At 68.8% G+C, this 15,321-nt stretch carries 15 protein-coding genes; 7 read left to right on the top strand and 8 right to left on the bottom strand.

The genetic code is table 11. The features are described from left to right. Nucleotides 1-393: 393 nt before the first annotated feature. From F8R89_RS18215 to pknB, 6 genes are all read left to right on the top strand, one after another. Entirely contained in the window at nt 394-1,257 is an 864-nt protein-coding gene (locus F8R89_RS18215) for an FhaA domain-containing protein (protein WP_151784963.1), read from the top strand. A gap of 10 nt (nt 1,258-1,267) precedes the next feature. Further along, entirely contained in the window at nt 1,268-1,783 is a 516-nt protein-coding gene (locus F8R89_RS18210; RefSeq protein WP_151784962.1) for an FHA domain-containing protein, read from the top strand. Between the two features lie 91 nt (nt 1,784-1,874). Next, nucleotides 1,875-3,446 carry a Stp1/IreP family PP2C-type Ser/Thr phosphatase gene (locus F8R89_RS18205; protein ID WP_151788183.1) on the top strand — a complete coding sequence of 524 codons (1,572 nt, stop codon included), beginning with the start codon at nt 1,875-1,877 and terminating at the stop codon, nt 3,444-3,446. A gap of 27 nt (nt 3,447-3,473) precedes the next feature. Then, entirely contained in the window at nt 3,474-4,916 is a 1,443-nt protein-coding gene (locus F8R89_RS18200) for an FtsW/RodA/SpoVE family cell cycle protein (RefSeq protein ID WP_151784961.1), read from the top strand. Further along, nucleotides 4,913-6,388: a peptidoglycan D,D-transpeptidase FtsI family protein gene (locus F8R89_RS18195; RefSeq protein WP_151784960.1), complete on the top strand. Its 1,476-nt coding sequence runs from the start codon at nt 4,913-4,915 to the stop codon at nt 6,386-6,388. The genes F8R89_RS18200 and F8R89_RS18195 overlap by 4 nt, the downstream gene beginning before the upstream one ends. A 169-nt stretch (nt 6,389-6,557) precedes the next feature. Continuing rightward, nucleotides 6,558-8,543 carry a Stk1 family PASTA domain-containing Ser/Thr kinase gene (gene pknB, locus F8R89_RS18185; RefSeq protein ID WP_151784959.1) on the top strand — a complete coding sequence of 662 codons (1,986 nt, stop codon included), beginning with the start codon at nt 6,558-6,560 and terminating at the stop codon, nt 8,541-8,543. Between the two features lie 76 nt (nt 8,544-8,619). On the opposite strand, the gene F8R89_RS18180 is transcribed toward pknB, so the two are convergent. From F8R89_RS18180 to F8R89_RS18155, 6 genes are read right to left on the bottom strand one after another with little or no spacing between them, the layout of a single operon-like run. Beyond that, the gene (locus F8R89_RS18180) at nt 8,620-9,393 is read right to left on the bottom strand and encodes a class E sortase (protein ID WP_192806162.1); all 774 of its coding nucleotides are present in this window, start codon (nt 9,391-9,393) and stop codon (nt 8,620-8,622) included. A gap of 6 nt (nt 9,394-9,399) precedes the next feature. After that, nucleotides 9,400-10,644, bottom strand: coding sequence for a class E sortase (locus F8R89_RS18175; protein ID WP_151784957.1), 1,245 nt, complete (start codon nt 10,642-10,644; stop codon nt 9,400-9,402). Next, entirely contained in the window at nt 10,641-11,279 is a 639-nt protein-coding gene (locus F8R89_RS18170) for an aminodeoxychorismate/anthranilate synthase component II (protein WP_151784956.1), read from the bottom strand. Before F8R89_RS18170 ends, F8R89_RS18175 begins: the two co-directional genes overlap by 4 nt. After that, nucleotides 11,276-11,485 carry a hypothetical protein gene (locus tag F8R89_RS18165; RefSeq protein WP_151784955.1) on the bottom strand — a complete coding sequence of 70 codons (210 nt, stop codon included), beginning with the start codon at nt 11,483-11,485 and terminating at the stop codon, nt 11,276-11,278. Before F8R89_RS18165 ends, F8R89_RS18170 begins: the two co-directional genes overlap by 4 nt. 4 nt (nt 11,486-11,489) lie before the next feature. Continuing rightward, nucleotides 11,490-12,188, bottom strand: a complete 699-nt coding sequence (locus F8R89_RS18160) for a class E sortase (protein WP_151784954.1) — start codon at nt 12,186-12,188, stop codon at nt 11,490-11,492. Nucleotides 12,189-12,206: 18 nt separating this feature from the next. Continuing rightward, nucleotides 12,207-12,983, bottom strand: a complete 777-nt coding sequence (locus tag F8R89_RS18155; protein ID WP_151784953.1) for a DUF881 domain-containing protein — start codon at nt 12,981-12,983, stop codon at nt 12,207-12,209. 141 nt (nt 12,984-13,124) lie between these two features. On the opposite strand from F8R89_RS18155, the gene crgA reads away from it, so the two are divergent. Next, nucleotides 13,125-13,379 (top strand): cell division protein CrgA, encoded by a 255-nt coding sequence (gene crgA, locus F8R89_RS18150; RefSeq protein WP_062665968.1) that lies wholly within the window; start codon nt 13,125-13,127, stop codon nt 13,377-13,379. Nucleotides 13,380-13,660: 281 nt separating this feature from the next. On the opposite strand, the gene F8R89_RS18145 is transcribed toward crgA, so the two are convergent. Both F8R89_RS18145 and F8R89_RS18140 read right to left on the bottom strand, forming a co-directional pair. Next, a complete protein-coding gene (locus F8R89_RS18145; protein ID WP_151784952.1) occupies nt 13,661-14,548 on the bottom strand; it encodes a rhomboid family intramembrane serine protease in 888 nt (295 codons plus the stop codon). Between the two features lie 125 nt (nt 14,549-14,673). Beyond that, complete coding sequence (locus F8R89_RS18140; protein WP_151784951.1) at nt 14,674-15,207, bottom strand: peptidylprolyl isomerase; 534 nt, start codon at nt 15,205-15,207, stop codon at nt 14,674-14,676. Nucleotides 15,208-15,321: the final 114 nt, after the last annotated feature.

The raw sequence follows: 15,321 nt of genomic DNA, 5'->3' as shown, positions 1-15,321 counted from the left end.
TGGCGTGGGCCACGTCCGCCGGCCTCCGCCACCGAGCTCACGGCGTGGCCACGACCAGGCCACGGCCAGGTCCGCTCCGTATCGGCGAGAACTTGTTCACGTATCAACCTCGTACCGGTACCGCTCATCTCCCCACGACGGGACCGGGGTCCGCGGTCAGGTGCGGGACACTGGTCTGCGGCCCCCTCTACGATCCATGGCAGGACACCGCCCATGAGGAGTTCGAAGGGGAGCTCCCGGGGGAACTTCGAGGGCGTCGACACCCGTCGACCGGGCCGACAGGGGGAACCAGCCGATCGACCGGCGCGTGGATACGATCAGTAAGCAGTACCAGGAAAGGCAGTACCCGCCCCGCGGGATGCAGGACGTAGGCAACGACGGAGGAGGTGCCCCATGGGAGTCCTGAAGAAGTTCGAGCAGCGTCTCGAAGGTCTGGTCAACGGCACCTTCGCGAAGGTGTTCAAGTCCGAGGTGCAGCCCGTGGAGATCGCCGGAGCGCTGCAGCGCGAGTGCGACAACAACGCCACGATCTGGAACCGCGACCGCACGGTCGTCCCCAACGACTTCATCGTGGAGCTGAGCGCACCGGACTACGAGCGGCTGAGCCCCTACTCGGGCCAGCTCGGCGACGAGCTCGCGGGCATGGTCCGCGACTACGCCAAGCAGCAGCGCTACACCTTCATGGGCCCGATCAAGGTCCACCTGGAGAAGGCCGACGACCTCGACACCGGCCTGTACCGGGTGCGCAGCCGCACCCTCGCCGGCTCCACCGACCAGCAGGCCGGCGGCCCCCAGCGGCCCGCCCCGGCCGGACGCCCCGGCGCCCCGGGCGGCTACGGCTACCCGCCGGCCGCCGCGCCCGCGGGCCCCCCGCCGATGCCGGCCGCGCCGCCCCCCGGCGGACGTCCCGGCGGCTACGGATACCCGCAGCCCGCCGGCGGCGCGCGTCCTCCCGCCGCCCCGGCGCCCGGCGGACGCACCCGCTACTGGATCGAGATCAACGGCACCCGCCATCAGATCTCCCGCGCCACGCTCGTGCTGGGCCGCAGCACCGACGCCGACGTGCGGATCGACGACCCCGGCGTCTCCCGCCGGCACTGCGAGATCCGGACCGGAACGCCCTCGACGATCCAGGATCTCGGGTCCACCAACGGCATCGTGGTGGACGGGCAGCACACCACCCGCGCTACGCTCCGCGACGGCTCGCGGATCGTCGTGGGCAGCACCACCATCATTTACCGGCAAGCCGAAGGGTGAAGCGGGGGCAATGTCAGAGCTGACCCTCACGGTCATGCGGCTGGGTTTCCTGGCCGTACTGTGGCTGTTCGTGATCGTGGCCGTGCAGGTCATCCGCAGCGACCTGTTCGGTACGCGCGTCACCCAGCGCGGGTCGAGGCGAGAGGCGGGACGGCAGCAGCAGGCCGCCCGCCAGGCCGCCGCGCCGCCGCAGCAGCGCGGCCAGCAGGCAGGCGGCCGCCAGCGCCGCAACGCCCCCACCAAGCTGGTCGTGTCCGAGGGCACCCTCACCGGCACCACCGTCGCCCTCCAGGGCCAGACGATCACCCTGGGCCGGGCGCACGACAGCACGATCGTGCTGGACGACGACTACGCCTCCAGCCGGCATGCCAGGATCTACCCGGACCGCGACGGCCAGTGGATCGTCGAGGACCTTGGCTCCACCAACGGCACGTACCTCGACCGAACGCGGCTGACGACCCCCACGCCTGTTCCGCTGGGCGCGCCGATCCGCATCGGCAAGACCGTCATCGAGCTGCGGAAGTAGTACGAAACATGAGCGAGCGGAGCGAGCACGCAGCGGTGGCCCCCACCCAGGGCCCCGGCGCGCTCCCGACCGGAGGGTGGGCACCGTGCGGATGTACCCGGAGCCGACGGGCGAGGTGCGCATGAGTCTGTCACTGCGCTTCGCCGCCGGATCGCACAAAGGCATGATCCGGGAGGGCAACGAGGACTCCGGATACGCCGGACCCCGCCTGCTCGCCATCGCCGACGGCATGGGCGGCGCGGCCGCCGGCGAGGTCGCCTCCTCCGAGGCCATCTCCACCATCGTGGCGCTCGACGACGACGTCCCGGGCTCCGACCTGCTCACCTCGCTCGGCACCGCCGTGCAGCGCGCCAACGACCAGCTGCGCTCGATGGTCGAGGAGGACCCGCAGCTGGAGGGCATGGGCACGACACTCACGGCCCTGCTGTGGACCGGGCAGCGCCTCGGCCTCGTCCACGTCGGCGACTCCCGCGCGTACCTGCTGCGCGACGGCGTCCTCACCCAGATCACGCAGGACCACACCTGGGTGCAGCGCCTGGTCGACGAGGGCCGCATCACCGAGGAAGAGGCCACGACCCACCCGCAGCGCTCCCTGCTGATGCGCGCCCTGGGCAGCGGCGACCACGTGGACCCCGACCTGTCGATCCGCGAGGTCCGCGCCGGCGACCGGTACCTGATCTGCTCCGACGGCCTGTCCGGTGTCGTGTCCCACCAGACCCTGGAGGACACCCTCGCCAGCTACCAGGGCCCGCAGGAGACGGTCCAGGAGCTGATCCAGCTCGCCCTGCGCGGCGGCGGCCCCGACAACATCACGGTGATCGTCGCGGACGTCCTCGACCTGGACACCGGGGACACCCTCGCCGGGCAGCTCTCCGACACCCCGGTCGTGGTCGGCGCGGTCGCCGAGAACCAGCAGCACCACCCGCACGACAACGGCATCATGCAGACGCCCGCGGGCCGCGCCGCCGGACTCGGCCGCCAGGTGCCCGGCCAGGGCGGAGGCGAGTTCGGCCCGCCCGGCTCCGGCGACACCACCGGCTATGTGCCGACGGGCGGCTTCGGCGCCTACACCGACGACGACTTCGTCAAGCCCGGCAAGGGCCGCAAGTGGCTGAAGAGATCCCTCTACACGGCCCTGGCGCTCGCCGTCGTCGGCGGCGGCATGTACGGCGGCTACCGCTGGACGCAGACGCAGTACTACGTCGGCACGAACGACGAGCACGTCGCGCTGTACCGCGGGATCAGCCAGGACCTGGCGTGGGTGTCGCTCTCGAAGGTCGAGAAGGACCACCCCGAGATCGAACTCAAGTACCTGCCGCCCTACCAGCAGAAGCTGGTGGAGGCGACCATCGCCGAAGGCGGTCTGAAGGACGCGCAGGCGAAGATCGACGAACTGGCGCTGCAGGCGTCCGCGTGCAAGAAGCGGGCCGAACGCCAGGCCGCCGAGAGCGAGAAGAACGCGAAGACGGGCGAGGGCGAGGCCGGAGGCACCACGGGAACCACCCGTACCTCCCTCACGTCCAAGGCGACATCGACGCCGTCGCCCAACTCGTCCACTTCACCTCCCTCGTCCACCTCCCCGACACCGACTGCGACGCCAAACCCCGGCCCGACCCTCTCGGAGGAAGAGCAGAAGGTCGTCTCGAACTGCGGTACGCAGTAGGCAAGCCGTGAGAGGCCCCGTCACACGATGAGCAGTACTACGAACTCGCCGACGCACCACACGTCCACGATCGGCGCCATCGGAGCGCCGAGCCGCCGCAACACCGAACTCGGGTTGCTGGTCTTCGCGGTCGTGATCCCGGTGTTCGCCTACGCCAACGTGGGTCTGGCGATCAACGACGAAGTGCCGGCCGGCCTGCTCGCCTACGGCATCGGCCTGGGCCTGCTGGCAGGCATAGGCCATCTCGCCGTACGCAAGTTCGCCCCGTACGCGGACCCGCTGATGCTCCCGCTGGCAACGCTTCTCAACGGGCTCGGACTGGTCATCATCTGGCGGCTGGACCAGTCGAAGCGTCTTCAGGCGAGCAAGACGTTCGTCGAGGCGGCGCCGCGCCAGCTGCTGTACTCGGCCATGGGCGTGGCCCTGCTGGTGGCCGTGCTGATCTTCCTCAAGGACCACCGCGTCCTGCAGCGCTACACCTACATCTCCATGGCGGGCGCGCTGGTCCTGCTGCTCCTGCCGCTCGTGCCCGGGCTCGGCGCCGACGTCTTCGGCGCCAAGATCTGGATCAAGATCCCCGGTCTCGGCACGCTGCAGCCCGGCGAGTTCGCGAAGATCGTCCTCGCGGTCTTCTTCGCCGGCTATCTCATGGTCAAGAGGGACGCCCTGGCGCTGGCCAGCCGCCGTTTCATGGGCCTGTACCTGCCACGCGGCCGTGACCTCGGACCGATCATCGTCGTGTGGATGATCTCGATCCTCATCCTGGTCTTCGAGACCGACCTCGGTACGTCCCTGCTGTTCTTCGGGATGTTCGTCATCATGCTGTACGTCGCCACCGAGCGGACCAGCTGGATCGTCTTCGGTCTGCTGATGTCCGCGGTCGGCGCCGTCGGTGTGGCGAGCTTCGAGTCCCACATCCAGACGCGTGTCAGCGCCTGGCTCGACCCCGCCACCGAGTTCAAGCTCAGCCGGGCGGGTCAGCTCGGCCACACCGAGCAGGCCATGCAGGCCCTCTGGGCCTTCGGCTCCGGCGGCACCCTCGGCACCGGTCTCGGCCAGGGCAACTCGGACCTCATCGGCTTCGCCGCCAACTCCGACTTCATCCTCGCCACCTTCGGCGAGGAGCTCGGCCTGGCCGGCGTCATGGCGATCCTGCTGCTCTACGGCCTGATCGTCGAACGCGGTGTCCGCACGGCCCTCGCGGCCCGCGACCCCTTCGGCAAGCTGCTGGCCGTCGGCCTGTCCGGCGCCTTCGCCCTCCAGGTCTTCGTCGTCGCCGGCGGTGTCATGGGTCTCATCCCGCTGACCGGTATGACGCTGCCCTTCGTGGCGTACGGCGGTTCCTCCGTGATCGCCAACTGGGCCCTGATCGGCATCCTGCTGAGGATCAGCGACACGGCCCGCCGTCCCGCGCCGGCCCCGGCGCCCAACCCCGACGCCGAGATGACCCAGGTGGTCCGCCCGTCATGAACAAGCCCCTGCGCCGGATCGCGATCTTCTGCGGACTCCTCGTACTGGCCCTGCTGATCCGGGACAACTGGATCCAGTACGTCCAGGCCGACGAGCTGAGGACCGACAAGAACAACCGCCGCGTCATCATCGAGCGCTACAGCACCCCGCGCGGCAACATCATCGTCGACGGCAAGGCCATCACCGGCTACAAGGAGACGACGGGCAGCGACTTCAAGTACAAGCGGACGTACACCAACGGCCCGATGTGGGCGCCGGTCACCGGGTACGCGTCGCAGGCCTTCGGGGCCACGCAGCTGGAGTCCATCGAGGACGGCATCCTCACCGGCAACGACGACCGCCTGTTCTTCCGCAACACTCTTGACATGATCACGGGTAAGGAGAACATGGGCGGCAACGTCGTCACCACGCTCAACGCCGCCGCGCAGAAGGCCGCGTACAACGGTCTGAAGGCGCGGGGCGGCAAGGGCGCCGTCGCGGCCATCGAGCCGTCCACCGGCAAGATCCTGGCGCTGGCGTCCTTCCCGTCGTACGACCCGTCGTCCTTCGCGGGCAACTCCACGACGACCGACTCCAAGGCGTGGACAGGCCTGCAGAAGAAGAACAACCCCGCCGACCCGATGCTCAACCGGGCGCTGCGCGAGGTCTACCCGCCCGGCTCGACCTTCAAGGTCGTCACCGCGGCCGCCGCCCTGGAGCACGGCCTCTACAAGGACGCGGACGAGAAGACGGACTCCCCCGACCCGTGGGTCATGACGGGGACGAACACGAAGCTGCCCAACGAGGGCAACATCCCCTGCAAGAACGCGACGCTGCGGGTCGCCCTCCAGTACTCCTGCAACACCGTCTTCGGCAAGATCGGGGCGGACCTCGGCAACGAGAAGATGCTGGACACCGCGAAGGCGTTCGGCTTCACCGAGGAGCAGTTCACCCCGGTCCGCGCGACCGCCTCCATCTTCTCCGACGACATGAACCCCTCGCAGACCGCGCTGTCCTCCATCGGCCAGTTCAACACCGCCGCGACGCCGCTGCAGATGGCCATGGTGGCCTCCGCGGTCGCCAACGGCGGCACGCTGATGAAGCCGTACATGGTCGACGAGCTCCAGACGCACAACCTGGACGCCATCGAGAAGACCGACCCGGAGGAGCTGGGCAAGCCGCTGTCGGCGGAGAACGCCCAGATCCTGCAGTCGATGATGGAGACGGTCGTCGAGAAGGGCACCGGCACCAAGGCGCGGATCCCGAACGCCACCGTGGGCGGCAAGACCGGTACCGCGCAGCACGGCGTGGACAACAGCGAGAACCCCTACGCGTGGTTCATCTCCTACGCCAAGGTCGACGACAGCGCGCCGGTGGCCGTGGCCGTGGTGGTCGAGGACGAGAACGCCGTCCGTGACGACATCTCCGGCGGCGGTCTGGCGGCGCCCATCGCGAAGAGCGTCATGGAGGCGGTCATCAACAGCAAGAAGTGACCCCGCTCACGTCCCCTTCACATCGGTGCACGTTGCGATACCGGTCCTGTATCGGGTTACGGGCTTGGCCAGGTCACGCAGGATGAGCCGGGTACGGTATGCCCGGACGGACCACCGCCACACCCACAAGGGTGAGGGCGGGACCGACGGAGAGGGCTGGTAGGTAGCTATGGAAGAGCCGCGTCGCCTCGGCGGCCGGTACGAACTGGGCCAGGTGCTCGGTCGTGGTGGCATGGCGGAGGTCTACCTCGCGCATGACACCCGGCTCGGCCGCACCGTGGCGGTGAAGACGCTGCGGGCGGACCTCGCGCGCGACCCGTCCTTCCAGGCCCGGTTCCGCCGGGAGGCCCAGTCGGCCGCCTCGCTCAACCATCCCGCGATCGTGGCGGTCTACGACACGGGCGAGGACTACATCGACAACGTGTCGATCCCGTACATCGTCATGGAGTACGTCGACGGGTCCACGCTGCGTGAGCTCCTTCACAGCGGTCGCAAGCTGCTGCCGGAGCGGGCGATGGAGATGACCATCGGCATCCTCCAGGGTCTGGAGTACGCCCACCGCAACGGCATCGTCCACCGGGACATCAAGCCGGCGAACGTCATGCTGACACGTAACGGCCAGGTCAAGGTCATGGACTTCGGCATCGCCCGCGCCATGGGCGACTCCGGGATGACGATGACGCAGACCGCGGCCGTCATCGGCACCGCCCAGTACCTCTCGCCGGAGCAGGCCAAGGGCGAGCAGGTGGACGCCCGCTCCGACCTGTACTCCACCGGCTGTCTGCTGTACGAGCTCCTGACGGTCCGTCCCCCGTTCGTCGGCGACTCCCCGGTCGCGGTCGCGTACCAGCACGTACGGGAGGAGGCCCAGGCCCCGTCGGTCTTCGACCCCGAGATCACGCCCGAGATGGACGCGATCGTGCTGAAGGCCCTGACGAAGGACCCGAACTACCGGTACCAGTCGGCCGACGAGATGCGTGCCGACATCGAGGCCTGCCTCGACGGCCAGCCCGTCGCCGCCACGGCCGCGATGGGGTCCGTGGGCTACGGCGGCTACCCCGACGACCAGCCGACGACGGCCCTGCGCCAGCAGGACGCCGGCGCCACGTCGATGCTGCCGCCGATGAACCCGGACGACGGCGGCTTCGGCTACGACGACCGCGTCGACCGGCGCCGGCAGAAGAAGTCCAACACCTCCACGATCCTGCTGGCCGTCGCGGCCGTGCTGGTCCTCGTGGGCGCCATCCTCATCGGCAAGTGGGTCTTCGACGGAGGCACGGCGAGCAACGACTCCGTCGCCGTCCCGAGCCTGGTCGGCGAGAGCGAGGACGCCGCCCGGCAACTCCTCGCGAACGTCGACCTGAAGCTGGGCGAGGTCAAGCAGAAGGAGTGCGAGAACCAGCCCAAGGGCAAGATCTGCACGCAGAGCCCCGACTCCAAGACCAAGGTGGACAAGGGCTCCGAGGTCGACGTCGTGGTGTCCACCGGCGCCCCGAAGGTGACCGTGCCGAGCGTGATCGGGATCAGCCTGGAGGACGCCCGCAAGAAGCTCGAGGGCGACGACTTCCAGTTCACGATCAAGACCGAGACGCGTGAGGTCTCCTCCGAGGAGCCCGGCACCGTCCTCGACCAGGACCCGGCGCGCGGCGAAGAGGTCGAGAAGGGCTCCACGATCACCCTGACCGTCGCCAAGGAGCAGGAGCAGTCGACCGTCCCGGACGTCGTCGGCCGTACCTGTGACGAGGCGAAGGCACAGATGGACGACAACGACCTCACCGGCAACTGCACCGAGGTCGACACCCAGGACCCGAACCAGGTCGGCAAGGTCATCTCGACGTCCCCGGCGGCCGGCAGCAAGGTCGACAAGAACTCCACGGTGACCATCCAGATCGGCAAGCAGGCCGCGCAGAAGGCGCAGGTGCCCAACGTCGTCGGTCAGACGGTCGGCCAGGCCAAGCAGACCCTGCAGCAGGCCGGGTTCACGAACATCCAGTTCGAGAACGGCAGCGACCAGGGCGACAACGCCCTCGTCGTCCGGCAGGACCCCAACGCCGGCCGGCCGGTCGACCCCGCCAACACCACGGTCAAGCTGACCACGGTCGGCTTCGGCGGCGGCAACAACAACGGCGGCAACAACGGCGGCCCCTTCGGCTGACGGTGGGCCGCGGTACACGGAAGAGCCCCCGGTGTCCTCTCCAGGACACCGGGGGCTCTTTCACGTCAGGGCCGGGTCAGCGCAGTTCCTTCGGCGGTGTGCGCTGCTCGTCCACCTTCTCGACGCGCTGCAGTTCGCCCCACACGACGTACCGGTAGCGGCTCGTGTAGACCGGCGTGCAGGTCGTCAGCGTGATGTAGTGGCCCGCCTTGGTCTTCCCCGACTCCTTCGGGACGTCCCCGAGGACCTGGACGTTGTACTTCGAGGTCTCCGGAAGGACGGAGTAGACCTTGTAGACGTACCACTTGTCCTTCGTCTCGAAGACGATCGGATCGCCCTCGGCGAGCTTGTGGATGTTGTGGAACTTGGCGCCGTGCCCGTCCCGGTGCGCCGCGAGGGAGAAGTTGCCCTTCTTGTCCGACGTCGGCAGCGTCGCCTTGACCGGGTCCGTGTAGTACCCGGCGACCCCGTCGTTGAGGATCTTCGACGACGTGCCCTTCTCGACGAGGATCTCGCTCTTGCTCATCGCGGGAACGTGGAGGAAGCCGATACCGGCCCCGGAGTCGAACTCCGGGGGGCGACCGGAACCGTCGTCCTGGTGCTCCCAGCCGTCACGGACCTTGTCGGCCTCCTTGCCGGCCGCCCGGTCGGCGAGGACGTTCGTCCACCACAGGGAGTACACGACGAACAGGCCCATCACCAGGCCCGCCGTGATGAGGAGTTCACCGAAGACGCTGATCACCGCCGCCACGGGACCCAGACGGCGGCGGCGTTCCGGCCGGCGCGGGGACTGACGCGACGCGGAGCGGTCCGCGTACTCGGTGTCGTCGGTGGTCGATGCCACGTTCATCTGCCCTTAACTGACGAGCGCATCCGGCTTGCCCTTGCTGCGCGGCCGTTCCTCGACCATCTTGCCCCAGACGATCAACCGGTACTTACTCGTGAACTCCGGTGTGCACGTGGTGAGCGTGATGTAGCGGCCCGGCTTGGTGAATCCCGATCCCCGCGGGACCGGCTCCAGCACACTGACGTTGCTCGGCGACGTCACCGGCAGGACCGACGCCATCTTGTACACGAAGAACTTGTCCTGTGTCTCCACGACGATGTCGTCCCCAGGGGTGAGCCGGTTGATGTACCGGAACGGCTCGCCATGGGTGTTGCGGTGCCCGGCCAGCCCGAAGTTGCCGGTCTTGGCGTCCGGCATCGCCGTCTTCAGCTTGCCCTCGCCGTAGTGGCCGACCATGCCCCGGTCCAGCACCTGCTTGTTGCTGATGCCCTCGGCGATCGGCACGACGACGTCCAGCTTCGGGATGTGCAGCAGGGCGAAGCCCTGGCCCGGTTCGAAGCTGCCCGGGTTGCGCTTGCCGCTCGCCCAGTCGTCCTGGAGGCTGCTGGCCTCCTTGTCCGCCTGCGCGTGCGCCCGGACGTTCGTCCACCACAGCTGGTAGCTGACGAACAGCAGCATGAGCACGCCGGTGGTGATGAACACCTCGCCGATGGCCCGGCTCGCCAGCGTCGCCGCGCTGGGCTTGCGGGCCCGCGCCTGCCGCCGGGCCTCGAGCCGTGAGCGGGGGGCCGTGGGAGCGTCCGGCTCCGCCTCCGCGGTCTCCGGGTCCGGCCGTCCGGCTCCACGGCGCCCATGACGCCGCTTGGCGGCCTTCCTGCGGGCCGCACGGCCGCCCACGGGGGATTCGTCGGGGCTCTCCGTGGAACGCCCGCCAGAGCGCGCTCCGACGGCGGCAGCGGTGTCGGCTATCCGCAGAGCGACGGTCTCGTCGTCCGGAGGCGGTATGTACGTCTGCTGCTGCGGCTGGGCGTGCTCCGGTCGGCTGGGCTGCGTCTGCTGGGCGTACGGCTCCTGGTACGCGTCCGTGCCGTACGTCTGCGCCCCGTACCGCTCGCTGCCGTAGCCGTCGGCCCCGTATCCGGCCTGGGCCTGCGCGGCGGCCGCGCCGTCGCCGTACCAGTCCCCGTGCGCACCGGAGTCCCCGTACGGCTGCTGCCCGTGCGGGGTGCCCTGGTCGCCGGCGCCACCGTAGGAGTCCCCGGAGGACTGCCCGTAGGCGGTGCCGGACTCGCGCTCGGGGCGCAGCGCGGTCACGCCGTGGCCCTGCCCACCACCGGGGCGAGCCCCGCCGACCTCGCCACCGCGCCCTCGTCGCCGCATTCGGCCAGCCAGTTGGCCAGCATCCGGTGCCCGTGCTCGGTCAGCACGGACTCGGGGTGGAACTGCACCCCTTCGACCGGGAGTTCACGGTGCCGCAGGCCCATCACGATGCCGTCTTGGGTGCGGGCCGTCACCTCCAGTTCGGCGGGCACCGTCGCCGGCTCCGCGGCCAGCGAGTGGTAGCGGGTCGCCGTGAAGGGGGTCGGCAGGCCGGCGAAGACGCCCTTGCCCTCGTGGTCGACGAGTGAGGTCTTGCCGTGCAGCAGCTCCGGGGCCCGGTCCACCACACCGCCGTACGCCACCTGCATCGACTGCATGCCGAGGCAGACGCCGAAGACCGGGACGCCGGTCGCCGCGCAGTGCCGGACCATGTCGACGCAGACCCCGGCCTCCTCGGGGGTGCCCGGGCCCGGCGAGAGCAGGACGCCGTCGAAGCCGTCCTGGGCGTGGGCCGTGGAGACCTCGTCGTTGCGCAGGACCTCGCACTCGGCGCCCAGCTGGTAGAGGTACTGGACCAGGTTGAAGACGAAGCTGTCGTAGTTGTCCACGACGAGGATGCGCGCGCTCACTGGTTGTCCACCGTCACATCGTTGAAGGGCAGCAGCGGTTCGGCCCACGGGAAGACGTAGTTGAAGAGGACGTAGACCACGGCCATGACCAGCACGAGGGAGATCAACGCCTTCAGCCATGCGTTCCCCGGCAGATGCCGCCAGATCCAGCCGTACATGCCGTCCCTTCCGTCGCACCACGGCACCAGAATCACGCCGTCGGTCACCAGACTAACGGCGCAGGGCCTTCGGTTTCCCGGCCTCCACAGGCTGCGTGGAGTCCAGGTGGGCCCACACGATCAGCCGGTGACTGTGCCCCCACTCGGGATCGCACGTGGTCAGCGTCAGATAGCGGCCCTCACGCGTATACCCCGACTTACGAGGCACAGGGTCGATCACCTCAATGTCGGAGGGCACTGTTTTGTAGGGGCCTTTGTCGACCCTGTACGTGAACCATGAGGTTCCGTCCGTCAGCACCACCGCGTCGCCCGGCCGCAGCCTGGGGAAGTCCTTGAAGGGGTCCCCATAGGTCCGCCGGTGACCGGCGACGGAGAAGTTCCCCTTCTGCCCGAGCTGGGCGGTGTTCGCGTAGTGCCCGAGCCCCTTCTTCAGGGTCCTGGTCGCCGTGCCTTCGAGCACCGGCTTGTTCCACGTGAAACCAAGCCGGGGGATGTACATGATCGCGAAGGGCTTGTCCGCCGTGTACGGGGCGGGGGCCGGCGGGATCTCGGGTACCTGTGGGGCGCCGGACGCCCCGGGCGAGGGCCGCGTCTCGTCCTGGGCCCACTGCCTCTGCAACTGGTCGATCTGGTCGTCCATGACCGTGTCGGCCCGTACGCCGGTCCAGAACAGCACGTAGACGACGAAGAGGACGATCACCGTGCCGACGGTGACGCACAGCTCGCTGACGGTCCTGACGACGAGGCGCACCGGCAGCTCCAGTGAGGCTCACTCCACGGGCTTGGCGTACTGCAGATCCACTGTGCCCGAGTAGCCCGGCAGAGTCACCGTCCCGTCCTCCGTGACTTTCCAGCCGAGGCCGTAGACGTTGACGTAGACCATGTAGTTCTGGATCGCCTGCGAGGCCGCGAGGGCCTGCTGCATCTTCTCCGGATCCCCGACCGCCGTGATCTTGTACGGCGGCGAGTAGACCCGGCCCTGGAGGATCAGGGTGTTGCCCACACAGCGCACGGCACTCGTGGAGATCAGCCGCTGGTCCATGACCTTGATCCCCTTGGCGCCGCTCTCCCACAGGGCGTTCACCACGGCCTGGAGGTCCTGCTGGTGGATGACCAGGTAGTCCGGCTGGGGCTCGGGATAGCCGGGGAGCTTGGCGGTGGCGTCCGGCGGGGCGTCGTTCAGCGTGACGGTGATCGCCTCACCGGTCAGCTTCTTCGTCCCCGCGCCGGCCTCCAGCGCGGACAGCTTGGCGTCCTCGGCCTTGGTGCTGCCGTCGTCCCGTTCGGCGAGCGCCTCGACGTCGTTGCGCAGAGCGGCGTTCGTCTCGTCGAGCCGGCCGTTCTCGTGACTGCGCTCCTGGATGAGGTCGGAGAGCTTCAGCAGGGAGGCGTCCGTACGGATGTCGGTGCCCTTGGCGGTGTCGAAACTGGTGAAGAAGATGAGCCCCGCGAGGGCGAACACGGCGGCGGTGAGCACCCGTACGGGCCGGAATCGGCCACGGACAGGGCTGGATCCCGTACCGGGGGAGTCGGCAGAATTGCTCAACGTACCCTTATCTCCTTCGGCGCCACGGAAGCACTACGCTAACGGACGCCCGGGGGAGCCCACAGTGTCCCCTTGTACGCTGCCCCGAGCCCGACCCAGTTCCCTGCGCGGCCACGCAGCGCATCGACAGGAGAGACCCTCGTGCCGAAGTCACGTATCCGCAAGAAGGCCGATTACACGCCGCCGCCGTCCAAGCAGGCGACCGCCATCAAGCTGACCAGCCGCACCTGGGTCGCACCGGTCATGCTGGCCATGTTCGTCATCGGTCTCGCCTGGATCGTCGTCTTCTATGTGACCGACGGTTCCCTGCCCATCGAGGCGCTGGGCAACTGGAACATCGTGGTCGGTTTTGGATTCATCGCCGCCGGATTCGGTGTCTCCACCCAGTGGAAGTGACGGCCCGCGCGGCAGCTCTGCCCACGGCTATCCACTGAGTTATCCACAGCGGTTTTCCACAGTGTTGAAAAAGAACGACGATCTGTGGATAACCAACGGGACATTGACGCCGGTGTGACGGAACGACCGGTGATCATTGACAGTCGAAAACTTGTTCGCCCCCTGCCTGACCTGCGTAAACGCTGGTCCAGGACAGGGGGCGTTCGGCTGTCCGCACACTGTGCACAAGATCCGCCACCCGCTGTGGACAACTGTGCGCCTCAGGTGACGGATCCCGCTGCTCAGGTGAGCTGAAGGGTCCTGAGCGCGGTCACCAGGACGACCACCGCCAGGACCGCGGCCGTGGTGCCGTACTGGATCAGCGCTCGGCGCTTACGCGGGGCGTGGACCATGGCGTACCCGATGACGACGCCGGCCACCAGACCGCCGATGTGGGCCTGCCAGGCGATGTTGCTCCACCCGAAGGTGAAGATCAGGTTGATCACCAGCAGGGCGATGATCGGGCGCATGTCGTACTGGAGGCGGCGCATCAGGACGGCCGTCGCGCCGAACAGACCGAAGATCGCGCCGGACGCCCCGAGCGAGGCCGTGGTCGGCGCGGCCAGCAGATAGGTGAGGGCGCTGCCCGCGAGCCCCGAGCCGAAGTAGAGCGCGAGATAGCGGGCCCGGCCCAGCGCCGCTTCGAGCGGGCCGCCCAGCCACCACAGGCTGAGCATGTTGAAGCCGAAGTGCCAGATCGCCTCGTGCGTGAACATCGAGGTCACCAGGCGGTACCACTCCCCGTCCGCGACCCCGGAGGTCGTCTGGAAGGGGGCGGGCGGCCAGGCGCCGATCAGGACGAGGTCGTTCAGCAGCGCTTCGTCGGCCCGCACGGCGATGAACACCGCGAGGTTGATCCCGATGAGGATCTTGGTGACCAGACGGGGATCGGCCGCGACGCTGCCGCCCGCGAGCGTCCGGGGCCGGGTCGCCTCCGGGGCGTGGCCCGTGCCGGAGCCGGTGCGGACGCACTCCGGGCACTGGAAGCCGACGGAGGCGCTGATCATGCACTCCGGGCAGATGGGACGGTCGCAGCGGGTGCAGCGGACACCCGTCTCGCGGTCCGGGTGGCGATAGCAGACGGGCACGCTCTGGGCGTCCTGCGGGCTACCCACCGGCTGGTCCTCCATCGGATCCCCTAGGTCGTCGTCCGCGGCGCACAGACTCATACACCGCCCCCGCCCATCCTTACGGACGAGCGGGGCGATTGGTTCCCCGCGGGAGCTGTCGGACGTCCGGGCGGACGCCTGCGGCCTCAGCTCTGACGTGTCTCTATCACGACGGACTCGATGACGACGTCGTTCACCGGACGGTCGGTGCGCGGGTTGGTCTGCACCGCGGCGATCGCGTCGACGACCTTCTGGCCGGCCGCGTCGGCGACCTCGCCGAAGATCGTGTGCTTGCGGTTCAGCCAGGCCGTCGGGGAGACGGTGATGAAGAACTGCGAGCCGTTGGTGCCCGGACCGGCGTTCGCCATGGCCAGCAGATACGGCTTGTCGAAGGCCAGGTCGGGGTGGAACTCGTCCTGGAACTGGTAGCCGGGGCCGCCAGTGCCGTTGCCCAGCGGGTCACCGCCCTGGATCATGAAGCCGCTGATGACCCGGTGGAAGACGGTGCCGTCGTAGAGCTTGGCCGTGGACTTCTCGCCGGTGGCGGGGTTGGTCCACTCACGCTCGCCCTGGGCGAGTTCGACGAAGTTCCTGACCGTGACCGGCGCGTGGTTGGGGAGAAGCCGCACCGCGATGTCGCCGTGGTTGGTCTTCAGGGTGGCGTAGAGCTGCTCGGCCACGATCTGCCTTCCGTCGTCGTCCTGTGATCCCTCGATCCTCGCACGGACGGTCCCGGCGGGTGCCCGGCGCTCGTGAACCGGCACCCGTCCGGGCAGATCGCTTGCGGAAAACGC

This window comes from Streptomyces sp. SS1-1 (assembly GCF_008973465.1).
In the GTDB taxonomy this organism is placed as follows: domain Bacteria; phylum Actinomycetota; class Actinomycetes; order Streptomycetales; family Streptomycetaceae; genus Streptomyces.
The sequence above is the reverse complement of the archived record's forward strand: the minus strand, read 5'-3'. Positions and strand labels throughout refer to the sequence as shown.